The organism is Polaribacter sp. Hel1_33_96, assembly GCF_002846595.1.
In the GTDB taxonomy this organism is placed as follows: Bacteria; Bacteroidota; Bacteroidia; order Flavobacteriales; family Flavobacteriaceae; genus Polaribacter.
Genome location: NZ_PJMV01000001.1, coordinates 3,004,440 through 3,029,995, shown reverse-complemented (window position 1 = coordinate 3,029,995; position 25,556 = coordinate 3,004,440). Strand labels below are relative to the sequence as shown.

Genomic DNA, 25,556 nt, shown 5'->3' with positions numbered 1-25,556 from the left:
TCAAAATACAGAAACTGTGAGCAGTTTAGTTTGACATCCCAATTTTAAAATTGAATTAATTAAAATTTACAATGAATAATTTTATTGCAGAATTACAATGGAGAGGAATGTTGCACGACAGCATGCCAGGAACGGAAGAGCATTTGTTAGAAGAAATGAGAAGTGCTTATGTTGGTTTTGATCCAACAGCAGACTCTTTACATATTGGAAACTTAGTTCCTATTATGTTATTAGCACATTATCAGAGATGTGGTCATAGACCTATTGCTTTAGTTGGAGGGGCAACTGGTATGATTGGTGATCCTTCGGGGAAATCTGCTGAACGTAATTTATTGGATGAGAAAACATTACGACATAATCAAGAATGCGTAAAAGCACAATTAGGTCATTTCTTAGATTTTACTTCTGATGAAAAAAACGCTGCAATTCTGGTAAATAATTACGATTGGATGAAAGATATTTCATTCTTAGAATTTATTAGAGATATAGGTAAACATATTACCGTAAATTATATGATGGCCAAAGATTCTGTAAAAAACCGAATTAGTGCTGAATCTAAAGACGGCATGTCTTTTACAGAGTTTACCTATCAAATGGTTCAAGGGTATGATTTCCTTCATTTATTCAGAGAAAACGCTACCACGATTCAAATGGGTGGATCTGATCAATGGGGAAATATTACAACAGGAACTGAATTAATTAGAAGAATTGGCGGTGGAAAAGGGTATGCAATTACCTGCCCTTTAATCACAAAATCTGATGGTTCTAAATTCGGAAAATCTGAAGGAGGAAATGTTTGGCTAGACGCTAAAAGAACCTCAGCCTATAAATTTTATCAATATTGGTTAAATACTTCTGATGAAGATGCAGAGAAATATATTAAAATCTTTACTTTTTTAAATCAAGAAACAATCAATGCCTTAATTGAAGAGCATAAAGAAACACCTCATTTACGTGTTTTACAAAAACGTTTAGGAAAAGAAGTTACTGTCTTAGTGCATGGTGCAGTAGAATATGAAAAAGCCATTGCCGCTTCTAATATTTTATTCGGAAAATCTACAGCTTCTGATTTAAAATCTCTAGATGAACAAACATTTTTAGATGTGTTTGATGGTGTGCCTCAAGCTACAATTTCAGCTTCTGATTTTTCTGAAGGATTAGATATGATAGGAGCTCTAGCGGCAAAAACCAATTTTTTAAAATCTAATGGGGATGCAAGAAGGGCCTTAAAAGAAAATGCAATTTCAGTAAATAAGGAAAAAGTAAAAGAGGATTTTATCATTACTTCTGATGACTTAATTGCTAATAAATATGTTTTATTACAAAGAGGTAAGAAGAATTATTACTTATTGATTGTAGCATAAATTAAATTTAAAAAAGTAGCTGAAAAATTCAGCTACTTTTTTTATTTTTTTTTAGAAACCTTTCCTTTTACTGCTACTTTTTTTGCGCTAACACCTTCATCAAAAACGCATTTTGTTTTTCTAATAACTCATTGGTTTTATTCATTAACTCAATATTTTTTGGAGTTACAACAGTTGTATTTTTAGGGTCGTCTGCTTTTTTCTTAATGGAATTCATCACCTTAACAACTAAAAAAACAGTAAAAGCGATCACTAGAAAATCTACACCAGCTTCAATCAGTTTTCCATAGCCTATTGCAATTTCTTCTAGTTTTACAACACCATCAACTATACCTGCCTCCCTTAAAACGATCTTTTTATTTGCCCAATTTTTACCTTGTGTCATAAAAGATAAAGGTGGCATTAAAACCTCTTTTACCAAAACATTCACAACCTTATTAAAGGCTGCTCCTATGATTACGCCAATAGCAATATCAATCATATTTCCCTTAACCGCAAACTCTTTAAATTCTCTATATAATTTCATACTTTTAATCTTATAATACCATTAAATTACACCCTCGAATATCTGAATTATCAAACCTCCCAATAATTTCAAAAGATTTATTTTGATGCACTTTTCCTAAATCTTGAGTCGCGATAAATGAGCAAGAATTATAGTTTGCTAGATCAATTATATTGATTCCTCCTGCCTTTCCTGTTGGTAAAATACTTAATGCATCTTCTGTATCTCGGGTTAAAATTCTCATCCAAGAAGGCGTTTCAAAAACTCCTTTTCCTTTAGAATAGGCTTGACTTAAAAGTTCTGTCATTCCATATTCTGAGTGAATTTCATCTACCTTAAAGCCTTCTTGCAATAATTGATGCAACTCATTTCTAATCAATTCTTTTCTTCTTCCTTTCATTCCTCCAGTTTCCATCACTATAGTGTTATTAAGATTAAATTGATGTTTTTCAATCAAATCTAATAATGCAAAAGAAACACCAATCAACAAGATTTTTTGGCCTTTTTTGTCCAAACTAATCAGTTTATTGGCCAATTCATCAATATTATTCAGATAGAATCCACTTTCAGGATTTTTAGATTTTACGATTAAATCATCAACCATAAAAACCAAAGAAGAACCATTTCTCTCCAAATAATTTGGCAATAAAGCGAGTACAACATAGTCTTCAATATCTCCGTAAAAATGAGCAAACGCTTTTAAATAACTTTCTTTATAAAATTTAATATCCGTAACAAAGTGTTTACTTGCAATGCTACCTGTTGTTCCAGAACTTGTAAACGTTTCTTTAACTTCATCGAGTGAAGACAGTACTTTTTTTATCTTAAAAAATTGAATGGGCAAAAAAGGAATTTGCTCAACTTTTGTAACATCCGAAGGATGTACATATAACAAATCGCAAAAAGAACGGTACACTTTATTATTTTTAAACTGATGTCTAAAAACCTCTAAAGCTACTCTTGTAAAATTTTCTTCGTTTTGTATGTTAAAAATGGATTCTTGCATAAACTTTTGCAAAAATAAGATTATTAGCCACAACCTTTTTAATCTTTTTACATCTTATATTTATTTAAACAACTATGAAGTCTCTTTTGCTGTTATTTTGCTATTTTATTTTTATCTCTTTTGCCGCTGCTGGCGAAAGGTTTTCTAATTGCAATAGAAATAATAGATTAAAAAAAATAAAACTACCCGACTTAAAATCAATACTTATGAATTTAAAAAATATTTTTAGCATCCTTTTTGTAATTTTATTCTTCTCTTGTGAAATTAATGAAACTGCAATCAATTCAAATAACCTTTTATTAGGTTCTTGGATTGAACCAAAATATGATTCAGAAACCACTACCTATAAAATTAGTGACAATAAATTTAAAACTCATTTAATCGGAGGGTTCAGTACTTTATTTTTAAAAGAAAATCAGATTCGCTTATCTACTTCTTCGTTCAATAAAGAGGGAAAAGCCAATAATTTAAATAATATAAATTTTAGCGGGAATTTAGGAGTTGATTTCAATTACAGCCTTAATACAAATTGGTCTTTGCATATCAATCCAATGTTTAAAAGCCAATTAAATACTTTTAATAAAAATCCAGATAGGTTTCAACCTTATACTATTGGCATTTATACGGGAATTCATTACCAATTTTAAGAAACAAAGCTCTTATTAGAATAAATAAAACACAATTTTATAAATATCAAAGAAACCATCGTTAATTAAAATACTTCGTTTAAACGATTATTAATTCACTTCTATCGAAATTAAAATATTTTGAATGCGCATAAATATTATCTTTGGGGAAGCCCTTTCACTTAATGCTTACTATTTCCTTTTAAAAAATAATTGCTATGAAGCTAATTTTATTAAAAGAATACGAAATGAAACTTATTGAAACTACTTATAGAACTTTCAGCGGCACAAAGAAAGTTATTGAAATCCCCAATAGAAGACCAACACAATGGATTATCTATCAAGATGACAAACCTGCTTTTTATGTAGATTTATATGATTTATCTATTGAGTCAAATGCTATGATGAATAGTTTGGTGCTATGCGCTAAAAAATCTATGGAATCTGTCTTAGCAAAAATCAATAAAAAAAATAACATCAATTTATCACTAATAAAGATTTCTAAACTAGGGGTGAAAAAGAAAATAAAAACAACGAAAATAGAAATTGACCTGGGGTATTTGCCTGAAGAGTGGCTAGATTATTCTTTATAAATTTTCACAATCAATGCATCTTTATCATTCATAGAAGCCCTGTACATTCCAGCCGTATTAAACTCAAAAGACATGTTTCCATTTTTATCTAATGCAACTACACCTCCCGTGCCTCCTAGTTTTGTTAGTTTATTCTGAATCACATCTTTTGTAGCTTGTTTTAATGTTTTTTGCTGATATTCCATTTGTGCAGAAATATCATATGCAACCTGACTTCTAATAAAATATTCTCCCCAGCCTGTTGAAGAAACCCCACAAGTTTTATTATTGGCGTAGGTTCCAGAACCAATAATCGGTGCGTCACCAATTCTCCCCCAACGTTTGTTTGTCATTCCTCCAGTTGAAGTTCCAGCAGCAATATTTCCATTTTTATCTAAAGCCACACAGCCAACAGTTCCGAATTTGCTATTTTTAATGTCGGTATCATAAAAAGCAGCCTTTTTATCATCATGATCTAATTCTGTTTTCTCTCTATCTTTTATTCTTTGCAGGGATTTAAAACGTCTTTCTGTATAAAAATAACTCGGGTTAACAATTTCTAAACCCTTTTCTTCTGCAAATATAGAGGCCCCTCTCCCGGAAAGCATTACATGATCCGAATCTGTCATAATCTTAATTGCTAACTCAATAGGACTTTTTACATTTGTAACTCCTGCAACTGCACCAGCGTTTAACGTCTTTCCATCCATAAAAGACGCATCCAATTCATTCGTTTCTTCATGTGTAAAAACAGCCCCTTTTCCAGCATTAAATAATGGTGAAGCTTCCATAATTTGAATTGTTCTCATTACTGCCTCTTGGCTTGTTCCTCCGTTTTTCAATATTTTATGGCCAACCTTTACGGCTTCTTCTAACTTTGCTTTGTACTCGCCTTCTTTTTCATTAGACATATTTTTTTTTAAAATAGTACCTGCTCCGCCATGAATTATTATTGCAAAATTATTTGTTTTTTGAGTTTTCTCTTTCTCTGCCATTGATTCATCTGCTTTGCATCCGAAAAAAATCATTAGAACGGATGCCATAAAAAGTAATTTATTCATATATTTTTGTTTGATTTTAAACAAAAAATGTAATTTCTGTTTAATTTATTTATTTGTGAAATAATTCGTAAATTCGTTCCTCGAATTTAAACAACTAAAACCAAACTACAAAATGACAGATTTTGGAATTAAAGAAGCCTTGCTGGAATTAGGCGTAAAAGATATAAATCAGGGAACTTCTACTGGTTCTAATAATTTTTCTAACGGCGAAATTATTGAATCATACTCTCCAGTTGACGGGAAACTGATTGGTAAAGTAAAAGCTACTACCAAAGAAGACTTCGAAAAAGTAATGGAATCAGCTACGGAAGCTTTTCTCTCTTTTCGAAATATGCCTGCTCCGCAAAGGGGAGAAATTGTACGTCAGTTTGGAAATAAATTAAGAGAAAAAAAAGAAGCTCTTGGAAAATTGGTTTCTTATGAAATGGGAAAATCATACCAAGAAGGTTTGGGTGAGGTTCAAGAAATGATCGACATCTGTGATTTTGCTGTTGGATTGTCAAGACAATTGAACGGACAAACAATTCCTTCTGAAAGACCCGGGCATGTAATGAGGGAACAATGGCATCCAATAGGTGTTGTTGGTATTATTTCTGCATTTAATTTTCCAGTTGCAGTTTGGGCTTGGAACACAGCTTTAGCATGGATTTGTGGTGATGTGTGTGTATGGAAAGGTTCTGAAAAAGCACCTTTATGCACGGTTGCTTGTCAAAATATCATTGCAGATGTATTAAAAGAAAATAATTTATCAGAAGGAATCTCTTGTATTATTAATGGAGATTATAAAGTCGGTGAAATGATGACCACCGATACTAGAATACCGTTAGTTTCAGCAACTGGATCTACAAGAATGGGAAGAATTGTTGGTGCAACTGTTGCCCAACGTTTTGGAAAATCTTTATTAGAATTAGGCGGAAATAATGCCATTATTATAACACCAACTGCAGATTTAAAAGTAGTAGTTCCCGGAGCGGTTTTTGGCGCTGTTGGAACTTGTGGACAACGTTGCACATCTACAAGAAGATTAATTATTCACGAATCTGTATATGATAAAGTAAGAGATGCCATTGTTGGTGCGTATGGGCAATTAACAATCGGAAACCCTTTAGATGAAAGAAATCATATTGGACCATTAATCGATCATGATTCTGTAAACACCTATTTAGCTGCCATTGAAAAAGCAAAAGCTGAAGGCGGAACTATTTTAGTTGAAGGCGGTGTTCTAGAAGGAGAAGGTTACGAAAGTGGCTGTTATGTAAAACCCGCTATTATCGAGGCTGAAAATCATTTCGAAATTGTACAGCATGAAACTTTTGCGCCTATTTTATACTTAATAAAATATGCTGGCGAAGTAGAAAATGCTATCGGAAAACAAAACGGTGTTGCGCAAGGATTATCATCTGCAATTATGACCAACGAATTAAAAGAGGCTGAAAAATTCTTGTCTTATGCCGGTTCAGATTGTGGTATTGCAAACGTAAACATTGGAACTTCTGGTGCAGAAATAGGTGGCGCTTTTGGTGGTGAAAAAGAAACAGGTGGCGGCCGTGAATCAGGTTCTGATGCATGGAAGGTATATATGAGAAGACAAACAAATACCATTAACTATTCTGATGAATTACCTTTAGCACAAGGAATTAAGTTTGATCTTTAATAGATTTTAATATTTAAAAACATATAAAAGCCCAACTCAAAAGAGTTGGGCTTTTAGCTTTCTTAAACTTGACTTTCTCATAAAAAACAACTAAATTCGTTTAACTTCTGATATAAAACATTAAAACGTTCGATATCATTATATTAGACAAAATATATCAGACTTAATAGCATATGAATTTATTAAATAAAATTTATCAAATTTTTCTATCTGAGTTCGCCAAAAGGCGGATTGAAAAAACAATACTCTATGTTGCGTTATTTGGCTTTTTTATCCACTTAATTTTAATTTACTTATCAAAATTCGGTGTAGTAAATTTGTCTTTAGAATCGGAATTATTTAAAAATCCGATATCGGCAATTTACACCCCATTCTCATTTATACTTGTTTATGAAGTTTACTTATTAATCTATTACTTACCAAAGTCATTTACCACCTATATAACTAAACAGTATGAAATTATAACACTTATAATCATTCGAAAATTATTTAAAGACTTATCTGCTCTTGAACTGACATCAGATTGGTTTCAAATAAAAGGAGATTTGCAATTCACTTATGATATCTTGGCGTCAGTTATTCTTTTCTATCTGATTTTTCAGTTTCAAAAACAGGGAATGCAAAAATCAACGCAACAAAAGGACAATAAACTAAAAATTGAAAGATTCATCAGTAGAAAGAAAATAATTGCCATTGCGCTGGTTCCGATTTTTTTTATGATGGCTTTCGTTACACTTTTCAATTGGACTTCAGATGTTTCTCTTGGTTCTAATGATCTGGCTAGTTTTGAAACAATTAATAATCTATTCTTTGACGAATTTTTTACCGTTCTGATTTTAGTGGATGTTGTTCTGCTATTAATTTCCTTCTTTTACACAGATAAATTTCATAAAATAATAAGAAATTCAGGATTTGTAGTTTCAACGATTTTAATCCGTATGTCATTCGGAGTAAGCGGATTAATAAGTACAATTTTAATTGTATTAGCTGTCCTGTTTGGATTAGCAATAATAATAATCCATAATAAATTTGAAAAAAATACTTTGCCTAACAATGTATAAAATTAATTGCTGGTTTTAGCCGATTTACGAAAGTCACAGCGGATTCTCTATCTGTATGTATTTGCTAAATTTAGTGGGTTAAGACACGTCGCTCATCTTATACAAGAACGTTAAACGAACCAATTAAATATACTCTCTTTTTAATGAATTTTACTTTATAGCTCAATAATCAAATTTATGTCACAATTTATACAAGCAACACTTTTAATTTGGATTCTAGTAACCCTGCTTTGGGCATGGAGTGTTTTGATTAAAAATGTAAGCATTGTAGATATTTTCTGGGGTTTTGGTTTTGTAGTTGTCAATACTTTTTATGTGTACAATTTAGAAGAAATAAATCCAAGAAATTGGTTATTGTTAGCGCTAGTTTCTATTTGGGGTTTGCGTTTAAGTATCTATTTAGCGCTCAGAAATATTGGTAAAGGAGAAGATTTTAGATACCAACAATTCAGAAAAGATTATGGCGAAAAACGATATTGGTGGTTTAGTTATTTTCAAGTTTTTTTGCTGCAAGGCGGTTTAATTCTAATTGTTTCTTTACCTCTATTAGGTATTCACTCCAATACAACTCTTGGAGAATTCATTTGGTTAGATTACATCGCAATTTTTGTATGGGGTATTGGTTTTAGCTTTGAAGCAGGTGGCGATTATCAATTGTACCAATTCAAAAAAAATCCAAGCAATAAAGGAAAAGTTTTAAATACTGGTTTTTGGAGATATACAAGGCATCCTAATTATTTTGGAGATACTGCAGTTTGGTGGGCATATGCTTTATTTAGTGTTGCTGCAGGTGGTTATTGGCAAATTATTGGAGCGGTAATTATGACCTTATTAATTATAAAAGTTTCTGGAGTTGCCTTGCTAGAAAAAACATTAAATAACACAAAACCAAAATATAAGGAGTATATAGCAAACACGAATTCCTTTTTTCCTTGGTTTCCTAAAAAATAAAGATGATTGATTTTTTAAAAGAAAATATCTGGTTTATACTCTTCTTAATTTGGGGTTTTCCTTTAAGTATTTACAGAAGTAAATTCAGGAAAATAGTGTACCAAACAGATAGTTGGCTAATCAATATTAAACCACTTTTTATAAAAGAATTTAAAGGATTGTTGGGTAATTTATTTCCTGAAAATAAGGAATATATTAAACAACGAAATTTCTATCGATTTTACTTAGGTGTTTACACCATCCTCTTTTTACTCTATTTAAAATATACTTAATTATATTTTACTTTTCTTATTATTATTCGGAAAAAGTAGCTTTTTGTTTCCCTTTTAGGTTTTATGAATCATAGTTGCACTTGCTTGTGCTGTAGGAAAAACTACCAAATCTTCTATATTTACATGATATGGTCTTGTAATAACAAAATGAATAATATCTGCAACATCCTCTGCCTGTAATGCTTTATAGCCTTTGTAAACCGTTTCTGCTCTTTCTATATCACCTTTAAAACGAACCTCAGAAAATTCGGTTTGCACCAAACCTGGATGAATTGCAGAAACTCTAATATTGTGTTCATTCAAATCTAATCTCATAGACTTATTTAAGGCGTTCACAGCAAACTTTGATGCACAATATACATTTCCGTTCTTATAAACCTCTTTTCCTGCTGTAGATCCAATATTTACGATAAAACCATTATTGTTTTCAATCATTTGAGGAATGATCGCTTTTGAAACATACAACAACCCTTTTACATTAATATCTAACATTGCATCCCAGTCATCAACATTTCCGTCTTGTATTGTTGATAATCCATGGGCATTACCTGCATTATTTATTAAAATATCTATTTGTTTAAAGTTTTCGGGAAGTGCATTCATGGCGGCTTCAACTTCTGTTCTTTTAGAAACATCAAACTGTAAAGTAGTTACTTCTGTTAGTTTACTTAATTCATTTTGAAGTTCTTTTAGGCGCTCTGCTCTTCTACCACATAGAATTAACCTAATATTATTTTTGGCAAAAATTTCTGCAGTTGCCTTTCCAATTCCTGATGTTGCTCCTGTAATAAATGCTGTTTTATTCATAATTTATTTTAAATACTCATTAAAAAAAAGATATTTATCAATTGACTTTCCTAAAGCATGTGCGCTACCTTCTAACAAAAAACATCTTATTTTCAGCGATACCAAACCTAATATAAAAGTATAAAAACAAATTGTTTCGTTTGTTCTTTAAAATTTGAATTTTTCATCAATTATTAACAAAGAAAAAACCGCTCTTTTCAGAGCGGTTTTCCTTTCGATTGATTATTGAGAAATAACCAACCAAAAATCAACTAACCAAACTTATTTTAAACTTCTTCTAATCTTTGTCTTTCTATTTATTTTAGTACGTTTTCTGTTGTTGTTTCTTACAATTTGTTTACTATTTTTTCCAGTTTTTTCACTTTTCAAATACTGTAAAAATCCTCTTCCAGAAAAATCGTATATAGTATCTGAATTTACATGATACAAACGAATAATATTGTCATCTATAACGTTCAATTCAAATTCTTCCGTATCTCCCTCATCATAATTAAGTGTTAAAATCTTTAGATCTTCATAATCTACTACATCATACACTTCATATCCTCCAACAAAATTCCAATTAATTAAATCAATATTTGTGCCAAGAGTGTCCTGAGAACTATAAAATGTTGTTATATCTTCAGGAGTAAAGGAGAGATAATTTTCTTGATCAAAAACATTTTGAGTTCCGCCAACAGCATCTACTTTTTCCCAAGCGATATATTCTTGTAAAAAATATTCTATATTTTCATAAAATAATTTATCGTAATCAAAATTTCGAGCATTGTACCCTATTAAGTAATAGCTTACATTTTCTCTATAATTATATAGCCTTATTTCATTATTCGAAATAATAGTTACTTCAAAATCGTTTGCGCCATCTAGTACATGATTGGTTTCTAGCAATCCATTATATGTATTGTAGTTTCCTACATCAATTCCTAAACCATTGCCTGTTTTACCAATATCTACAATGTTGTTATTTGCATATACTACACCGTTTATAAATGATAATGTAAATGCTCTGGAAACATAAGGTATATCGCCACTTCCAATAGTTCTGTGATAATCTACATACCATAAATCATATTCCGAAACTACTTCTTCTAAAGTTGGCTCATACTCATAATAAGAATCCTCGAAAATGGTAGAACAAGAAGTTAGTAGCGCGCCTGCTATAATAATTGTAAAAAGTAGTTTTAGAGTCTTCATAAGCTTTGTATTTATAAGATATACTTACAAAGATTCAAAATGTGTGCCAAAAAAAATACCTATTCTAATTAGAATAGGTAAAGTACTGATTTTAGATAACTTACTGATTTTTATTTGCTCTTGGAAAAAACGCAGGTTTTGATTCCTCTATATCTTTAATTTTAAAATATTTGATTTTATCTCCTACCTTATAACTAAGAATCGCTTCGTTCTCTTCTAATTCAAAAGGAAGCTTGTTAACTTCTGGTAAGGTATTTTCTATTTCTTTGGTAGCATCTATATCTAAAATAAGATCTCTATTTTGTTTACTTGATGTACTGAAATGTCCTATTAAAAGGGTTTTGCCGGCAGCAATATTAATTTCCACTTTAGTTGATTTATTTTGAAAAAATAATGAATCAAAAACAATCGTTGAATTTTCTTTCAACGCTATTTCTATTTTAGTCCCTGAAACTCCAGGCTGTCCACCAACCCATTTATTGTAAGATGCTTTTTCTATTTTAAAAGGAGGATTATTTTCAAGTTTTAAGCTCCCACATTGTGTAAAACTAACTATAATTGCAATTATTGATAAAAGTTTCATTCTCTTCAATTTTTTATATTTAATAAATATATTTCAAACGTTGTGCCAAGATATAAAAAATCAGCAAACTAGTTTGTCTTTGTATTAATCATGTCTATAAAAATAAAAAAACGAACCACATTGGTTCGCTTTCAATATATATAACTTATAATTTCTTAATTTTTTAATGCTTCTGCACCACCAACAATTTCAAGAATTTCATTCGTAATTGCTGCTTGACGTGCTTTATTGTAAGTTAATAATAAGTCGTCTCTTAAGTCCGTTGCATTATCTGTTGCTTTGTGCATTGCAGTCATACGCGCACCATGTTCCGAAGCAAAACTGTCTCTAATAGATTTGTATAGTTGTGTCTTTAAAGATTTTGGTATTAATGCTAAAACAATCTCTTCTTTAGATGGTTCAAAAATATAATCAGAATTTACTTCTGTTGAATCTGACCCTTCAACAGGTTTGATTGGTAAAAACTGTTCTACTTGTGGTATTTGAGTTGCTGCATTTTTAAACTGATTATAAAGAACTTCTATTTTATCATAGGTTCCTTCGGCATACATACTCATTAAATTTTCTGCTATTGCCGCAACATTATCAAAAGTTAAATCATCAAAAATATCGTTTCTTGTTGCTACAATATTGAACTGTTTCGATAAAACATCACCACCTTTTTTACCGATAGCAAATAAATCTACTTCAACATTATTGTATTTATCTTTAACTGTTTTAATAACTTCTTTAGTAATTGATGAATTAAAACCACCACACAAACCTCTATTGGAAGTTATTACTACTAATAAAACTTTAGAAACTTCTCTTTGAGTTGAATATACTCCACCAGCATCACTATCTAAAGTTGCACTTAAATTCTGCAACAATTCAGTTAGTTTGGATGAATAAGGGCGCATTGCCGTTATTGCATCTTGGGCTTTTTTCAACTTTGCAGCAGAAACCATTTTCATGGCAGATGTAATTTGCATTGTTGATTTAATAGAAGTAATTCTATTCCGTATTTCTTTTAAGTTTGCCATTCTTTTGTAATTTTGAAATTCCCGATTTCGCGGGAATGACAACTATTTATTATGCAAAATGAGTAGAAATTTCTTTAGCTGCTGCTTCTAATACAGCAATTGCTTCTGGTGTTAATTTTCCAGACTTCAATACATCTAAAGTATCTCTATGCTTTGCGTTTAAGTAATCGATATAATCTTTCTCGAATTTCTTTACTTCATTTACAGGAACATCTTTTAACAAGTTCTTAGAACCTGCGTAAATGATTGCAATTTGATCTTCTACTGAAAAAGGATCGTTTTGTGCTTGCTTTAAAATTTCAACATTACGTTGTCCTTTCGAAATTACGCTCATTGTAGCTGCATCTAAATCAGAGCCAAACTTTGCAAACGCTTCTAATTCACGGTATTGAGCTTGATCTAATTTTAATGTACCCGATACTTTTTTCATCGCTTTAATCTGAGCGTTACCACCAACACGAGAAACCGAAATACCCACGTTAATTGCTGGACGAACACCAGAGTTAAATAAATCTCCATCTAAGAAAATTTGTCCATCTGTAATCGAAATTACATTTGTTGGAATGTATGCTGATACATCTCCTGCTTGTGTTTCAATAATAGGTAATGCAGTTAAAGAACCTCCACCCTTTACAATTCCTTTTAAAGAATCTGGTAAATCGTTCATTTCACTAGCAATTTTGTCATCATTAATAACTTTTGCAGAACGTTCTAATAATCTTGAGTGTAAATAAAATACATCACCAGGATATGCCTCACGCCCTGGAGGTCTTCTTAATAATAAAGAAATTTCACGGTAAGCAACAGCTTGTTTCGATAAATCATCATAAATAATTAAAGCTGGTCTTCCAGAATCTCTAAAATATTCTCCAATAGCAGCTCCAGCAAATGGTGCATAAACCTGCATTGCTGCAGGATCCGATGCATTTGCTGCAACAATAGTAGTATATGCCATTGCGCCTTTTTCTTCTAACATGTTTGCAATTGCAGCCACAGTAGAAGCCTTTTGACCAATAGCAACGTATATACAAAATACTGGCTCACCAGCATCGTAAAATTCTTTCTGATTTAAGATGGTATCAAGCGCAACCGTAGACTTACCAGTTTGACGGTCTCCAATAATTAATTCACGTTGACCTCTACCAACAGGAATCATTGCATCAATAGATTTAATACCCGTTTGTAATGGCTCAGTTACTGGTTCTCTATAAATAACTCCAGGAGCTCTTCGCTCTAAAGGCATTTCATACGTTTTTCCAGCGATAGGTCCTTTACCATCTATCGGGCTACCTAAAGTATCTACTACTCTTCCTACAATTCCTTCTCCTGCTCTTAAAGATGCAATTCTTTCAGTACGCTTTACCGTAGAACCTTCTCTAATTGAAGTAGAAGCTCCTAATAATACAACACCTGCATTATCTTCTTCTAGGTTTAATACAATACCTTCTAATCCATTATCGAATTCTACTAATTCACCATATTGAACATTTGAAAGACCGTAAACACGAGCAATTCCATCTCCTACTTGTAGAACAGTTCCTACTTCGTTTAAAGTAGCTTTTGCTTCAAAATTTGTTAACTGTTGCTTTAAAATTGCTGATACTTCAGCTGGTTTGATACTTGCCATCTTTTATAATTTGATGTATAATTAAATTTTTGGAATGTAATGACTGTTGTCAAATTCCTTTTTCAATTCGTTTAAATAATTAGAGATACTTGCGTCATATTGCACATCTCCAACACGTAAAATAAACCCTCCTAAGATTGATTCATTTATTACGTTTTCTAAATTTGCTTTCTTTCCTGTTAAAGAAACTATTTTTTCTAAAATTTTTACTTCTATTTCTTTAGTTAAAGGAACTGCTGTTGTTACTTTAGCAACCTGCATATGCTTGTCAAAAGAATAAATAATTACATATTGTTTTGCAATAGAATGCAACATTGCAATTCTTTTGTTATCTTGTAATAAGTGAAATAAGCCAAGCGTGATATTGTTTACCTTACCATCAAACAAAGCATTTAAAACTTTAATTTTATCCGAAGATTTAACAATAGGACTTCTTAACATTACTTCAAATTCATCATTGTCAGCAATAGTAGTTGATATCAATGACATATCGTCATTTACCGCCTTTTCTTCTTTAGAATCTTTAGCAAGATTTAAGATTGCTTTTGCATAACGTATTGCTGCTCTTGCGTCTTTCATGATTAACTTAGTTTAAAGTAACATCTTTTAAGATTCCTTCAACTAACTCTAGCTGATCTTTCTTAGAAGATAATTCTCTTTTAATTACTGATTCTGCAATTGAAATAGATAGCTCTGCAACATTCTTTTTCAATTCTGCAATGGCTGCTTGCTTTTCTTGAATAATCGCTGCCTGCGCATTTTCTATTAATTTTGTAGTAACTTCTTTGGCATCTTCTTTTGCTTCGGCAATTATATTATTTCTAATATCTCTTGCATCTTTCATCATTGCCTCTCTCTCTGCTCTTGCTTCTTTTACTAATCTTTCATTATCAGATTGTAAGTTTTGCATTTCTTTACGCGCATTTTCTGCTGCTGCTAAAGCATTTTCGATTCCAGACTCTCTTTCTTCCAAAGAATTTAAAATTGGTTTCCAAGCAAATTTTACCATTAATGCAATTAATGCGAGCAATAAGATTGTTGACACTGCAAATAATCCTGGTGAAAAATCGTTTAATAAAGTTTCCATTCTATAAACTAATTATTTTTTTATTTCTTTTGTTTAATTTTAAAATAGGTTCTGCAACCAACCGTTGCAGAACGCTATCTTTGTTTTTATTTGGATTATTTCCCTAAGAATAATGCTCCAAATGCTAAACCTTCTAATAATGCAGCGATAATAATCATTGCTGTTTGAATTTTTCCAGTTGCTTCTGGTTGACGAGCAATTCCTTCCATTGCTTTTCCACCAATTTGACCTAGACCAATTCCTGCTCCGATTACGATTAATCCTGCTCCAATTAAATTGTACATAATAAATGTATTTATATTAAATTAAACAAATTTGTATTAATGAGCTTCCGAGTGATCTGCCACAGCCATACCGATAAACAATGCAGAAAGCATTGTAAAGATATATGCTTGTAAAAAAGCCACTAAAACCTCAATTAATGTTATAAAAAATGATAAGACTAAAGACAATCCTGTTGCACCTACAACCCCTAAAGATTCTTTTAAAGTGAACATAATTGCAATTAAGCTCATTACCACAATATGACCTGCTGAAATGTTTGCGAACAAACGTACTAATAATGAAAACGGTTTAATGATTAATGCTCCAGCTAATTCTATAATTGCTAAAACTGGACGAATTAAAAAAGGAACTCCTGGCATCCAAATCATGTGCATCCAATAATCTTTATTTCCACTAACTGTATAAATTACTAATGTAAAAATTGCTAAACATCCTGTTACTGCTAATTGTCCCGTTACATTAAAACCTAAAGGGGTTAAACCTGCTAAATTTAAAACCCATATGAAGAAAAATACCGTTAATAAATACCCAGTAAATCTTCTATAATGTTTATCACCAATATTTGGTCTTGCTATTTCGTCACGCACATACAATACTAAAGGTTCTAAAACTCTTGCAAAACCTGTTGGTATTTGTTTCGTCTTGTATTGTTTTGCCAATCTAGAAAACCAAAACAACAGTAAGAATCCTATGAACAAAATTCCTACAACACTTTTAGTAATAGAAAAATCTAATAACTTGTGTGCATTTGTTGCATGGTGCGTTTCGTCAAAAGAAATCGTTACAGCATTGTTGTCTAATTCAAAAATTTTAGAGTGAATCTTCGCAAATTTTAATCCATCTTTTTCTACGATTACATGTCCATCATCGTTGTGATGAAATTCTGAAGACATAAAAGTTACTAGCCCTTTACTTGTCCAAAGAATTACAGGTAGAGGAAAACCAACGTGCTTTCTTTCGCCTTCATCCGAAGTATAAGACCATAAAGAAAAATCATGAGAATCTTTGATGTGATGTAAAATATAAGCCTCTACTTCTTCCTTCGTATTTACACGCCCACCATCATTTTGAATGTCTTGTTTTTTATCTGTAACAGCAGCAAATCCTGCAGCTGTAAAAAGAGCTATCATTGCTATTGTAAGAAACCTGACTGTTTTTTCTGCAATCTTCATTGTTCAAATACGCTTTCTAAATTCGGCGCAAAAATACGTAATAATTCAAAACTACAAACCCTTTTTTTAAATATTTTTTTTATTCAAAACTTTTGCTACAAAAATGGTCTCTGTTAATAAAAAAATAATTGCTGGAATAAAGAATGATAATCTTGAAATTTGAGTTAAGTTTTCTTCTGTGAAGATAGACTTGTAAAAGATTGCACAGAAAAGCACAATTTTTAAAAGAAGTGTTCCTAAATAGATAAAACCTAGTTGTTCAAAAACTTTATCAACAGTCGAAAACAATTTAAAATTGACACAAATTAACAATGAAAACCCCAAGTGAAAAAGGTATACTTTTTTTAATGAAAAAGGTAAAATAACCCCTTGTTTTTCTATCACATTTTCGTGAAAAAAAAGCCCTATAAAAAATAAAGAAAAAAATACTAAAGAGTAACCGAAAATTGCTTTAATCATTAATTTTATTGGCTTGTTTTATCAATGAATACATTGCTAAAAAAATAGCAATCAAGGTTACTGTTTCTTTTAAAAAGTTAGTTTCTAAACTTCTGTCTAACCATTTACCTAGAAGAAAACCTAGATAAATAGTAAGTCCCATTTGTAAACCTGCCCCAGAAAGTTGAAGTGCTTTATTTAAAGGTTTTTTGGGGTTGTTTTTTTGATTGTGATTGTTTTTCATCAGGTTTATTTTCTTCTTTCGCGAAACCTTTCATAACACAACTGGCATTAAAAGTAGCGCCAGGTTCAATAGAAAGTTTACCAACTACTACATCGCCAGAAATTTTAGCCATTGCTTTAACGGTAAGGGTTTTTATTACTTTTAATTGGCCGGAAGTTTCACCTTCTATATCTGCAGTTGAAGCCGATATATTTCCTTTCACTATGCCTGCTGCACCAATAATAACCTTTCCTTTAATTGTTAAATTTCCCTCTAAAGTTCCGTCGATTCTAAAATCTCCGTCAGATTTTATTTCTCCAACAATAATGGTGTTTTTACCAATAACATTTCTTTCCATATTTTTTGGCTCAGTTTTTAAACGCTATTTTTTATTTTTCTAATTGCTTTAAAATTGCCTTGGCTTTTTTACCTTCTTCTGTGCTTCCATAACTTACTGCTACAAAATCTAATGCAATCTTATAAGCCTGAGGGTCTTGATATTTACCAATTGCAAATGCTTTCAAAAGCTCGAATTTCGGAACTAAGGTTGAACCTGGTACTTTGGCGACATACTTACTAATTTTAGAGATTACCTCTTCAAATTTGTTTGCTTTATATAAATAATACACTTCTTTATAAACTTTTTCTACCTCGTCAACAGCAACTTCTTCAATTATTTTTTCCTCTGGATTTAATATTACTTTTGCAAATTTTGTACCCGCAAATTGGGTAAGAATTACATTCTTATATTTTTCAGTCATTTCGGCATCCTCTAAGCTGTTATAAATCTGATACAAATGCCAATTTATTGGTAGAATTAATGCTTCTTTTGGTTGTAACCTAGTCAATCTCTCTAATCTTAGTTTTGCTAAATTTTGATTTTTAAATTGCTCTTTATAAATCAAACCTAATTCATATAATGCCTGATTTCTTTCTGTTTGTAAACTGTCTATTTTTTCTTTTTTAACGGGAATACTACTTAAGTAAGCATCTAAATCATATTTTAAATTTACCTTATTTACTGGAGTAGAATCTTTTTCTGAAGCACCTCCAATTGTTGCTTTTTCAGACCATCTCCAATCATCTTCTAGTTTTCTGCTTCCCCAAATCTTTTGAAATTCCGTTTTACCAAAACTTAAAGATTGACTGTTGTAGAAATACCATTTTCCTTTGTTAGAAGATTGCAAACCATCGCCTGAATCCCCGAATGCAAGCTGATTCAATCTTAATTGAGCAGCTTCCTCATCTGCTTTCTTTAACTTTTCTATATAACTTTCAAAAAATAATTTTTGTTCGTCTTTCGATAAAGCAGCAATTCTTACAATACTATCATTTGTAGCTACAACTTCTTCAAACTTAATTAAGGATGCTAAATTTCTATACTTTCTTTTAACACGTCTAATTCTAATATCTAAAGTATCTGTAGAGACTTGCAAAACACTATCATAATAAGCACTTGCAAATTGATATTCAGCATCTTTAAAATAAAGATTTCCTAATTTTTCAAACGTAAAAGTTTTCTGCTGATCACTACCATTTTTAGCTCTTAATGAATTATTGTAATTGCTTAAGGCCAATTGAATGCTGTCCTTATTTTGATGCAAAACCGCTACTTGATAATACAACTCATCTAAATAAGGTCTATTATCTCTATTTTTAATCAGTTTTTGTATTCTTTCTAATATGGTTGTTGATATTGAATCTTTAGAGAAATTTTTCGCAAGTTCTATGTTTGCATGAATCTTGTATTTGTAGGGTGCTTTTTTAAAATTGGATAACTTTTCAAAAACATAAAAAGCAGAATCTTTTTTATTTTCATTACTATATATTTGCCCCAAAACAAATAGGTTTCTTGCTCCTTGGTCTCTATTTTTTAAAGTTCTAGTTGCCAATTGCAAATGCTTTTTAGCCTTTTGCATACTATCACTTTTTACATAGGCCATCGCCAAAGCTGTGTGCGCTTGCTCTTTAATTTTATCGGGCAAGCTAGTTTCTAAACTGTCTCTAACAACCAATAATAATTTCATTGCTTCTATAGCAATTTCTTCATTATCATTTCTAGTATTTGCCTTTGCCCTCCAAATTTTTGTTTCTGCAATTAAATCTGCTTGTGGGTAATTTGCAATCACATAATTAAACGCTTCAATTGCAGGAATAAAACGTTGTGTATAATAACGAGACTTGCCTAACAACAAATAGGCATCATCTATTTGTCTGTTGCGTTCAATTCCGTCGATATTCATACCATGCCTTTGAATCGCTTTTACTGCTTTTTCTTCTGCTTTCTCAAAGGTCGTTAGCTCTTTTTTCTCTTCATCTTCATTGCTCCCAAAACCTGCTCCTGGACCATTGTTATTAAAGGAAGATAAAACTATTTTATCTTCTTCAAACTCAATTGGCTCAATTGGCAAACGCTGAAACCAATCGTCTTTATAATTGTTGTTGATGTCTTCAATTCCTTTTTTAAAGGCCTCTTTACCATTAAATAAGACATTGTATTTGGTAGTTATCGCATGAAAATTTCTGCTGACAACAGTATCTTTTTTTGTGCTACAGGCAAATGCAGCAACAAAAAGAACAAGAAAGGCTATTATTTTTTGGGTGTTTTTCACACAGGTAAATCTAAATTAAAAATTTGTTTTAAAAAAACTAGAAACTCTTATTTAAAACTAAAATCTTTAGAAAATAGTATAAATCAGCGTGTAAAAATAGTAATAAATTAAGAATAGCCTATTTAAACTGAAAAATAGCTTTCTAATTCTTTTAAAGTTTCCGTCGATGTTTGAATATCTTTTACCACATTTCCTTTATCTAGAACTACAATCCGCTCACAAACCTCTGTTACATGTGTTAAATCGTGACTGGAAATTAAAACGGTAACTTCTTTATTTTTAATCAATTCTTTAATCAATATTTTTAATCTAATTTGTGTTGTTGGGTCTAAATTAGCAAAAGGCTCATCTAAAATAACCACTTTTGGATTCCCCATCATTGAAGCAACAATCCCTACCTTTTTCTGATTTCCTTTACTTAAATCTCTTAAATACTTTTTCTTACCTAAAATTTCTTCATTAAAAAACTCATTAAACTGAGCTAAAAAAGTTGTCACATCGCCTTTGTTCATTCCTCTTAAATCTCCAATAAATTCGAAATATTCTTCTGGTGTTAAATAGCCAATTAAAAAAGATTCGTCTATAAAAGATCCTGTAAATTTTTTCCACTCTTCACTCGTATTCACAACGATATCATTCGTTGTAATTGATCCTGTTGTTGGTCTAATTAAATCTAATAAAATATTAAATAAGGTGGTTTTTCCTGCCCCATTATTTCCCACCAAGCCAAAACTTTCGCCTGTTGGAATTTCTATTGATGGAACATTTAACACTTCTGCTTTTCCATATTTCTTTGAAATCGTATCTAATGTAATCATTGTCTTTTTTTAATTTAAATTATGCTTCTTTTCCGAAAGCGTTAATCATAGCATATTTGTCTTTAATGTATTTCTTTTCAATGAAATTCATCGCGTAATTTTTCAATAATAAACTAATTAACCCAATGCTTGCCACGATTATAAAACCTGAATTATATCCTACATACGTATTGAAAACCCAAAATAATAACATTGGAAATAACATTAGTGGAATTACAACGAGAAACTGTGTTGCACTTGTTCCCTGTGTGTTTCCAAAACCACCTTTGGTTAAATCTATTCTTTTTCTATTAAACGAACCTGCATATAATAAAAAGAGTGAATTAAAGCCAATATTAAAAATTGCACCTGCAGTGATCATTAAAAAGATATCTATCCCAAAATACAAATAAGGGAAACTTAAAAAATACAGAATAGTAGTCATTGAGACCATTAAAACCCATTTCGACTCTAAAAATTTTCTGTACCTAAAACTTTGGCTCATTAGCATTTTGTAATGTGCGCTATCCCAAGCAGGTATAAATTGTCCGTAATTTAACGTAAAACCTCCAGTCACAAATAAGGACGCAAACATCAACATTGGCAGCGAGTCTTTATAAGCGTCCATAGTATAAAAAATTAAACCATAAAAAAGGAATAAAAAAGACATTAAAAACACCGTCTTCGTTCTTTTATTTCTCCAGATTAAACGAATATCATTTTTTATAAATGGGGCAACATCGCCCAATTTATCTGCCCAAGACAAATCAGAGGTGTTTGCTTCTTCTACTTTAGCTGCAACTGCTTCGTCTAAATACACTTGGTTTCGTAATTGCTTATAATTTAACCAATATAACACCAACAGCAGAACAACGCTAATTAAAGAAAAGATTGGATTTACATAAATAGCATCAAATATTTGACCTCCAAAACTAACAACATCAACAATTTTGAATTTTTGCAAACCAATTAAAATCACAAATAGTCCAACAATAAAAACCAAAGCAACATTATTTTTATTAATTAAGAAATTTATGAAATTTGCAGATTGAATAATTAAAATCATGGTTAATAACCATCCTAAAACACCTGCCGTTTGATATCCTTCTTTTATTAAAACGATTGCAAAAGGAATGTAAAAAAACAATCCTAAAATATTAAAAAATGAAAAAGATGATTTTCCTAAAACAAAGTGCACTAACTTACTTTTCTTGATAGGTAAAGTAAGCATTGGCTTTATATTCATAATTGGTAATGTTTGCATTAAATACCTCAAAATTAAATCTCCAAGAATGGCAAAAAGTAAATAAGAATTTACTAATTGCAATGGGTCAGACGCTGGAAATTCTTTCTTTAAGATAAAGTAACCTCCAATGCCGATTGCCAAAAAAGAAACCAAAAAATATAATGCAAAAAAGCCCATAATTATTTTTAAGGCAATACTTTTCCCAAAGGAAGCAGAACGAACAAATTGTTTCCATTCTAATTTTAAAAAGCGTAAAGTCATAGTTTTAGTTCGTTTGGTCTTATAATAAGTATTCGTTTTAAGTGTATTGTTACAAACTTTTTGCAAGTTTATATTCTGGGTAGGTTTCTTGCAATAATTCTTGACATTTATTAGGAATCACATAAGAAGTAACGTAAAACATGATCATTACAACAGTGGTACAAAATGCGATTAAAAGGAGCCAATGCGTTTCTAAAGAACTGAATTCAACTTTAGTTAAATGAATAAAATTGAAAATGTTTACAAAAGCAATACTTACAAAACCACCTTTCGTTTGCCCAATCATTGCTTCTAATAAGAATATCTTTTCTTTTTTTTCGGTTTTTTTCTTTTGAGCCTGCCTGTCTTTGTATAAATATACAGACTCAAAAATAATCGCTAATAACAGGCTTCCTAAAATAATAAATTTTGAATACTGAACTTGAAGCACTAAATAAATACCTGAAAACATGAGTATTGTAGTAAGAAGCTTAGGCATCGTAAACCACTCTTTTACAAATCTTAATAGAATTTTCCAATACCGTTTATTCATTTGTTTTTGTTTGGCCTCTATAACATCCATAAAACCAAAAACTCCGAATTTTTTAAACGATTTGTCTCTTGCTTGTTCAAAAGATAAGTTTGGTGTTTCTTGCCAAATACTTTCTATATCATTGGCCAAATGATCTACCAACTCCGATTGTACATCATAATGATACACATAGTGTTTGCGTGTAAATTTAAAAAGATTATCTATTTGAGATGCTGTAAGTTTCATCAATAAAAAATTTAAACAAGTTTATATTGTGGATACATTTCTTGCAATAATTGTTGTGCTTTTTTAGGGACTACCACCAGAGTAATATAACCTAAAAGTACTACAAAAGTGATTAAAAAAGCGGATAAAAACTTCCTAAACTCTCCCATTAACAAAAAGTCACCACTCGTTCTAAAAGGAAAATCAAATACATAAAAAATTAGTAATGCTGTATTTCCTAATCCATTAATAGAAATAATATCTTCAAACATCCATTTTTTGCCCGATTCTAGATATTTTTTATTGAGTTTTCTTGAGTTTATAAAAACACCAATAAGTTGAGCACTAATTACTATAAAGAAAATAATTAAATAAATTGTATACGAAGATTCAACATTTTGTAATTTGTAAAAGCCATAAATCATGGCTAAAGTCAATACTATTTTTGGTAAACGAAACCACTCTTTTGCAAACTTGAAAATTATTTTATAGTACTTTTTTGTCATTTGAGATTGTTTCTTTTCAACCACATCCATAAAGCCAAAAATGCCGAATTTCTTAAACGATTTATCTCTTGCTTGTTCAAATGATAAATTGGGTGTTTCTTGCCAAATATTTTCTATATCATTAGCCAGATGATCTACCAATTCAGATTGTACATCATAATGATACACATAGTGCTTTCTGGTAAATTTGTAAAGTTCATCAATTTGATTTTTAGTTAATTCCATAGCTTATTATATTTTATATTTTTGAACTTCTTCTATATGTTTTTTATAAAAGTAATGACAGATATAAACGACTGCATAGCCACCGCATACAAAACCTGTAAAAACTGGATTTAGCAAACCATCTTCATTAAAAACACCTACTGATACGCCCATAATTAATAAAATGAGTCCAAAATATTGCGTGCTCAAAATAAAACGATAAGTTGTTTTTATTTTAGACATTCTTGTTTTTATGTAGATAAAGCATACATATGCTATCATTACAATAGAAAAAGAATGTAAAAACCCGTTTATAAAATCTACAGTACTTGCAGAGAAACTTATAGGAAATAATTTAAAAAAAGCAGCAGGCAATATATACGCTAATAGATATAAAAAATAGAAAGGCTTAAATAGCTTAACCGCTTTTTTTACAACAATTTTAGAGTTAGAATACATCATCCCAAAAAAGAAACTAGAGGTTTCCTTAAAATGTTTATTCCATTTTAAAACTGTCATTTTAAATGCATTTTCAAAAGAAAAACTTTTGCTCATTTTCATTTCTATATCAGAAATAATGTGATCCAAAACTTCAATTTTTAAATCTACAAAATCAAAGTTTTTATGCTTTAAGTACTGTTCTACTTTATGTATTTGATTTTTTGTTAATTCCATAGCTAAAAATTACTCCAAACTAAATTTAGGGTTTACCAAATGCTGCATCGTTTTTAAAAACTCTTGCATTTCTTCTAGTTTATTGGCCGTTTCTTTGGTTCCGTTTTCTGTAAGTTTATAGTACTTGCGCAAACGGTTCCCAACTTTTGCAACCTCAACATCTAACAAACCGTCTGCCTCTAATTTGTGCAACGCAGGATATAGAGCTCCTTCAGTAATCTGTAATTCGCCTTTGGTGAGTTCTTTTACTTTTTGAGTAATTTCATATCCATACATTTTATCATTACTTTCTAATAACTTTAAAATAATGGTTTGCAAAGAACCTTTATATAGTTTCTGATTTCCCATGGAGTAAATATATACATAATATTTTAATGCATCTAAATCTTATGTATTGTTTTTTTGATATAAAAAATCCTGAAAAAATTAATTATCAGGATTTTTTAAATATGTTCTTGCTTAATTATGAAGCAAATTCCTTCCTTCCTCGCAATGATGTCTTTTTATTTTGTTATTTTTAAAACATCCGCCATAATACGTTCTAACTCTGCTTTTGGTAACGCTCCATTTGCCATTTCTGGTTGCCCTTCCATCGGACAAAATAACATCGAAGGAATACTTCTAATGCCGAAAGCCGCCGCTAACTCTTGCTCTGCTTCTGTATCTATTTTATAAATATCAACCTTACCCTCGTACTCATCCGATAATTGCTCTAAAATTGGCGCTAACGTTTTACAAGGGCCACACCAATCTGCGTAAAAATCGATTAAAACAGGTTTATTTCCTTCAAATTTCCACTCTTTGTTTTCTTCAAAATTAAAGACCTTTTTTAAAAAGGTTTCTTTCGTTAAGTTTTCTGTCATTCTAAATTCTTTTTTTATACAAAAGTAGTCGTTTTTATACTGCTCTCATTACAAAGTAGTCAGTCTCTGAAACCTCAAACGTTAAAAAATGTTAAATAACTAACAATCTGTTCAATAACTTCTAATTTTGATAAGATGTCAAATTT

General features: G+C 30.8%; 30 protein-coding genes. 7 read left to right on the top strand and 23 right to left on the bottom strand.

The genetic code is table 11. The features are described from left to right. The first annotated feature begins 71 nt into the window (after window positions 1-71). Complete coding sequence (gene tyrS, locus ATE90_RS13140; RefSeq protein ID WP_091952178.1) at window positions 72-1,364, top strand: tyrosine--tRNA ligase; 1,293 nt, start codon at window positions 72-74, stop codon at window positions 1,362-1,364. 73 nt (window positions 1,365-1,437) lie between these two features. Here tyrS and mscL read toward each other — a convergent pair whose 3' ends face one another. Next, on the bottom strand, window positions 1,438-1,890 hold the full coding sequence (gene mscL / locus ATE90_RS13135; RefSeq protein WP_036784742.1) for a large conductance mechanosensitive channel protein MscL: 453 nt from the start codon (window positions 1,888-1,890) through the stop codon (window positions 1,438-1,440). Between the two features lie 10 nt (window positions 1,891-1,900). Further along, complete coding sequence (locus tag ATE90_RS13130) at window positions 1,901-2,875, bottom strand: LuxE/PaaK family acyltransferase (protein WP_036784739.1); 975 nt, start codon at window positions 2,873-2,875, stop codon at window positions 1,901-1,903. A gap of 206 nt (window positions 2,876-3,081) precedes the next feature. On the opposite strand from ATE90_RS13130, the gene ATE90_RS13125 reads away from it, so the two are divergent. Next, window positions 3,082-3,522, top strand: coding sequence for a hypothetical protein (locus tag ATE90_RS13125; RefSeq protein ID WP_143741125.1), 441 nt, complete (start codon window positions 3,082-3,084; stop codon window positions 3,520-3,522). Between the two features lie 197 nt (window positions 3,523-3,719). After that, window positions 3,720-4,094 (top strand): hypothetical protein, encoded by a 375-nt coding sequence (locus ATE90_RS13120; protein WP_231960021.1) that lies wholly within the window; start codon window positions 3,720-3,722, stop codon window positions 4,092-4,094. Here ATE90_RS13120 and ATE90_RS13115 read toward each other — a convergent pair. Then, window positions 4,082-5,134: an isoaspartyl peptidase/L-asparaginase family protein gene (locus ATE90_RS13115; protein ID WP_036784735.1), complete on the bottom strand. Its 1,053-nt coding sequence runs from the start codon at window positions 5,132-5,134 to the stop codon at window positions 4,082-4,084. The two genes, ATE90_RS13120 and ATE90_RS13115, sit on opposite strands and share 13 nt — an antisense overlap. Before the next feature lie 112 nt (window positions 5,135-5,246). Here ATE90_RS13115 and amaB point away from each other — a divergent pair, with 112 nt between their 5' ends. The 4 genes from amaB (at window position 5,247) to ATE90_RS13095 (ending at window position 9,072) form a co-directional block, all read left to right on the top strand. Further along, window positions 5,247-6,788 (top strand): L-piperidine-6-carboxylate dehydrogenase, encoded by a 1,542-nt coding sequence (gene amaB, locus ATE90_RS13110; RefSeq protein WP_036784732.1) that lies wholly within the window; start codon window positions 5,247-5,249, stop codon window positions 6,786-6,788. A 173-nt stretch (window positions 6,789-6,961) separates the two neighbouring features. Next, the gene (locus ATE90_RS13105) at window positions 6,962-7,849 is read left to right on the top strand and encodes a hypothetical protein (protein ID WP_036784730.1); all 888 of its coding nucleotides are present in this window, start codon (window positions 6,962-6,964) and stop codon (window positions 7,847-7,849) included. 177 nt (window positions 7,850-8,026) lie between these two features. Beyond that, window positions 8,027-8,800, top strand: coding sequence for a DUF1295 domain-containing protein (locus tag ATE90_RS13100; RefSeq protein WP_036784727.1), 774 nt, complete (start codon window positions 8,027-8,029; stop codon window positions 8,798-8,800). 2 nt (window positions 8,801-8,802) lie between these two features. Further along, on the top strand, window positions 8,803-9,072 hold the full coding sequence (locus tag ATE90_RS13095) for a hypothetical protein (RefSeq protein WP_036784725.1): 270 nt from the start codon (window positions 8,803-8,805) through the stop codon (window positions 9,070-9,072). A 54-nt stretch (window positions 9,073-9,126) separates the two neighbouring features. On the opposite strand, the gene ATE90_RS13090 is transcribed toward ATE90_RS13095, so the two are convergent. The 20 genes from ATE90_RS13090 to trxA all read right to left on the bottom strand — a co-directional run bounded on the left by ATE90_RS13090 (window position 9,127) and on the right by trxA (window position 25,410). Continuing rightward, on the bottom strand, window positions 9,127-9,879 hold the full coding sequence (locus ATE90_RS13090; RefSeq protein ID WP_036784722.1) for an SDR family NAD(P)-dependent oxidoreductase: 753 nt from the start codon (window positions 9,877-9,879) through the stop codon (window positions 9,127-9,129). Between the two features lie 261 nt (window positions 9,880-10,140). Next, window positions 10,141-11,073, bottom strand: coding sequence for a hypothetical protein (locus tag ATE90_RS13085; protein ID WP_036784721.1), 933 nt, complete (start codon window positions 11,071-11,073; stop codon window positions 10,141-10,143). Between the two features lie 100 nt (window positions 11,074-11,173). Next, window positions 11,174-11,656 (bottom strand): hypothetical protein, encoded by a 483-nt coding sequence (locus ATE90_RS13080; protein WP_052107509.1) that lies wholly within the window; start codon window positions 11,654-11,656, stop codon window positions 11,174-11,176. 155 nt (window positions 11,657-11,811) lie between these two features. Continuing rightward, window positions 11,812-12,678 (bottom strand): ATP synthase F1 subunit gamma, encoded by an 867-nt coding sequence (gene atpG, locus ATE90_RS13075; RefSeq protein WP_036788092.1) that lies wholly within the window; start codon window positions 12,676-12,678, stop codon window positions 11,812-11,814. A gap of 49 nt (window positions 12,679-12,727) precedes the next feature. Beyond that, window positions 12,728-14,305, bottom strand: coding sequence for a F0F1 ATP synthase subunit alpha (gene atpA, locus ATE90_RS13070; RefSeq protein ID WP_036784719.1), 1,578 nt, complete (start codon window positions 14,303-14,305; stop codon window positions 12,728-12,730). 21 nt (window positions 14,306-14,326) lie between these two features. Beyond that, window positions 14,327-14,884, bottom strand: a complete 558-nt coding sequence (atpH, locus tag ATE90_RS13065) for an ATP synthase F1 subunit delta (RefSeq protein WP_091952212.1) — start codon at window positions 14,882-14,884, stop codon at window positions 14,327-14,329. A gap of 7 nt (window positions 14,885-14,891) precedes the next feature. Next, entirely contained in the window at window positions 14,892-15,392 is a 501-nt protein-coding gene (locus ATE90_RS13060; protein WP_036784715.1) for a F0F1 ATP synthase subunit B, read from the bottom strand. A gap of 95 nt (window positions 15,393-15,487) precedes the next feature. After that, window positions 15,488-15,676, bottom strand: coding sequence for an ATP synthase F0 subunit C (gene atpE, locus ATE90_RS13055; protein WP_013993139.1), 189 nt, complete (start codon window positions 15,674-15,676; stop codon window positions 15,488-15,490). Window positions 15,677-15,712: 36 nt separating this feature from the next. Further along, window positions 15,713-16,849, bottom strand: coding sequence for a F0F1 ATP synthase subunit A (gene atpB, locus ATE90_RS13050; RefSeq protein WP_036784709.1), 1,137 nt, complete (start codon window positions 16,847-16,849; stop codon window positions 15,713-15,715). 66 nt (window positions 16,850-16,915) lie between these two features. After that, window positions 16,916-17,308, bottom strand: coding sequence for a DUF6168 family protein (locus tag ATE90_RS13720; protein WP_036784707.1), 393 nt, complete (start codon window positions 17,306-17,308; stop codon window positions 16,916-16,918). Beyond that, window positions 17,301-17,531: an AtpZ/AtpI family protein gene (locus ATE90_RS13040; protein ID WP_036784704.1), complete on the bottom strand. Its 231-nt coding sequence runs from the start codon at window positions 17,529-17,531 to the stop codon at window positions 17,301-17,303. Before ATE90_RS13040 ends, ATE90_RS13720 begins: the two co-directional genes overlap by 8 nt. Then, window positions 17,482-17,868 carry a bactofilin family protein gene (locus tag ATE90_RS13035; protein WP_052107508.1) on the bottom strand — a complete coding sequence of 129 codons (387 nt, stop codon included), beginning with the start codon at window positions 17,866-17,868 and terminating at the stop codon, window positions 17,482-17,484. The genes ATE90_RS13040 and ATE90_RS13035 overlap by 50 nt, the downstream gene beginning before the upstream one ends. 31 nt (window positions 17,869-17,899) lie before the next feature. After that, window positions 17,900-20,122: a type IX secretion system periplasmic lipoprotein PorW/SprE gene (gene porW / locus ATE90_RS13030; RefSeq protein ID WP_036784702.1), complete on the bottom strand. Its 2,223-nt coding sequence runs from the start codon at window positions 20,120-20,122 to the stop codon at window positions 17,900-17,902. Window positions 20,123-20,244: 122 nt separating this feature from the next. Continuing rightward, window positions 20,245-20,940 carry an ABC transporter ATP-binding protein gene (locus tag ATE90_RS13025; RefSeq protein ID WP_036784700.1) on the bottom strand — a complete coding sequence of 232 codons (696 nt, stop codon included), beginning with the start codon at window positions 20,938-20,940 and terminating at the stop codon, window positions 20,245-20,247. 19 nt (window positions 20,941-20,959) lie between these two features. After that, window positions 20,960-22,426 (bottom strand): DUF5687 family protein, encoded by a 1,467-nt coding sequence (locus ATE90_RS13020; protein WP_036788090.1) that lies wholly within the window; start codon window positions 22,424-22,426, stop codon window positions 20,960-20,962. A gap of 49 nt (window positions 22,427-22,475) precedes the next feature. Then, a complete protein-coding gene (locus ATE90_RS13015; RefSeq protein ID WP_036784697.1) occupies window positions 22,476-23,183 on the bottom strand; it encodes a hypothetical protein in 708 nt (235 codons plus the stop codon). 11 nt (window positions 23,184-23,194) lie between these two features. Further along, window positions 23,195-23,893, bottom strand: a complete 699-nt coding sequence (locus tag ATE90_RS13010) for a hypothetical protein (protein ID WP_036784694.1) — start codon at window positions 23,891-23,893, stop codon at window positions 23,195-23,197. A 6-nt stretch (window positions 23,894-23,899) separates the two neighbouring features. Beyond that, window positions 23,900-24,547 (bottom strand): hypothetical protein, encoded by a 648-nt coding sequence (locus tag ATE90_RS13005; protein WP_101451482.1) that lies wholly within the window; start codon window positions 24,545-24,547, stop codon window positions 23,900-23,902. Window positions 24,548-24,556: 9 nt separating this feature from the next. Then, window positions 24,557-24,895, bottom strand: coding sequence for a PadR family transcriptional regulator (locus ATE90_RS13000; RefSeq protein WP_036784688.1), 339 nt, complete (start codon window positions 24,893-24,895; stop codon window positions 24,557-24,559). Between the two features lie 155 nt (window positions 24,896-25,050). Further along, a complete protein-coding gene (gene trxA, locus ATE90_RS12995) occupies window positions 25,051-25,410 on the bottom strand; it encodes a thioredoxin (protein ID WP_101451481.1) in 360 nt (119 codons plus the stop codon). Between the last annotated feature and the right edge of the window lie 146 nt (window positions 25,411-25,556).

Coding starts and splice junctions, on each gene's coding strand:
- tyrS (WP_091952178.1), top strand. CDS start 72: ATGAATAATTTTATTGCAGAATTACAATGGAGAGGAATGTTGCACGAC.
- mscL (WP_036784742.1), bottom strand. CDS start 1,890: ATGAAATTATATAGAGAATTTAAAGAGTTTGCGGTTAAGGGAAATATG.
- ATE90_RS13130 (WP_036784739.1), bottom strand. CDS start 2,875: ATGCAAGAATCCATTTTTAACATACAAAACGAAGAAAATTTTACAAGA.
- ATE90_RS13125 (WP_143741125.1), top strand. CDS start 3,082: ATGAATTTAAAAAATATTTTTAGCATCCTTTTTGTAATTTTATTCTTC.
- ATE90_RS13120 (WP_231960021.1), top strand. CDS start 3,720: ATGAAGCTAATTTTATTAAAAGAATACGAAATGAAACTTATTGAAACT.
- ATE90_RS13115 (WP_036784735.1), bottom strand. CDS start 5,134: ATGAATAAATTACTTTTTATGGCATCCGTTCTAATGATTTTTTTCGGA.
- amaB (WP_036784732.1), top strand. CDS start 5,247: ATGACAGATTTTGGAATTAAAGAAGCCTTGCTGGAATTAGGCGTAAAA.
- ATE90_RS13105 (WP_036784730.1), top strand. CDS start 6,962: ATGAATTTATTAAATAAAATTTATCAAATTTTTCTATCTGAGTTCGCC.
- ATE90_RS13100 (WP_036784727.1), top strand. CDS start 8,027: ATGTCACAATTTATACAAGCAACACTTTTAATTTGGATTCTAGTAACC.
- ATE90_RS13095 (WP_036784725.1), top strand. CDS start 8,803: ATGATTGATTTTTTAAAAGAAAATATCTGGTTTATACTCTTCTTAATT.
- ATE90_RS13090 (WP_036784722.1), bottom strand. CDS start 9,879: ATGAATAAAACAGCATTTATTACAGGAGCAACATCAGGAATTGGAAAG.
- ATE90_RS13085 (WP_036784721.1), bottom strand. CDS start 11,073: ATGAAGACTCTAAAACTACTTTTTACAATTATTATAGCAGGCGCGCTA.
- ATE90_RS13080 (WP_052107509.1), bottom strand. CDS start 11,656: ATGAAACTTTTATCAATAATTGCAATTATAGTTAGTTTTACACAATGT.
- atpG (WP_036788092.1), bottom strand. CDS start 12,678: ATGGCAAACTTAAAAGAAATACGGAATAGAATTACTTCTATTAAATCA.
- atpA (WP_036784719.1), bottom strand. CDS start 14,305: ATGGCAAGTATCAAACCAGCTGAAGTATCAGCAATTTTAAAGCAACAG.
- atpH (WP_091952212.1), bottom strand. CDS start 14,884: ATGAAAGACGCAAGAGCAGCAATACGTTATGCAAAAGCAATCTTAAAT.
- ATE90_RS13060 (WP_036784715.1), bottom strand. CDS start 15,392: ATGGAAACTTTATTAAACGATTTTTCACCAGGATTATTTGCAGTGTCA.
- atpE (WP_013993139.1), bottom strand. CDS start 15,676: ATGTACAATTTAATTGGAGCAGGATTAATCGTAATCGGAGCAGGAATT.
- atpB (WP_036784709.1), bottom strand. CDS start 16,849: ATGAAGATTGCAGAAAAAACAGTCAGGTTTCTTACAATAGCAATGATA.
- ATE90_RS13720 (WP_036784707.1), bottom strand. CDS start 17,308: ATGATTAAAGCAATTTTCGGTTACTCTTTAGTATTTTTTTCTTTATTT.
- ATE90_RS13040 (WP_036784704.1), bottom strand. CDS start 17,531: ATGAAAAACAATCACAATCAAAAAAACAACCCCAAAAAACCTTTAAAT.
- ATE90_RS13035 (WP_052107508.1), bottom strand. CDS start 17,868: ATGGAAAGAAATGTTATTGGTAAAAACACCATTATTGTTGGAGAAATA.
- ATE90_RS13025 (WP_036784700.1), bottom strand. CDS start 20,940: ATGATTACATTAGATACGATTTCAAAGAAATATGGAAAAGCAGAAGTG.
- ATE90_RS13020 (WP_036788090.1), bottom strand. CDS start 22,426: ATGACTTTACGCTTTTTAAAATTAGAATGGAAACAATTTGTTCGTTCT.
- ATE90_RS13015 (WP_036784697.1), bottom strand. CDS start 23,183: ATGAAACTTACAGCATCTCAAATAGATAATCTTTTTAAATTTACACGC.
- ATE90_RS13010 (WP_036784694.1), bottom strand. CDS start 23,893: ATGGAATTAACTAAAAATCAAATTGATGAACTTTACAAATTTACCAGA.
- ATE90_RS13005 (WP_101451482.1), bottom strand. CDS start 24,547: ATGGAATTAACAAAAAATCAAATACATAAAGTAGAACAGTACTTAAAG.
- ATE90_RS13000 (WP_036784688.1), bottom strand. CDS start 24,895: ATGGGAAATCAGAAACTATATAAAGGTTCTTTGCAAACCATTATTTTA.
- trxA (WP_101451481.1), bottom strand. CDS start 25,410: ATGACAGAAAACTTAACGAAAGAAACCTTTTTAAAAAAGGTCTTTAAT.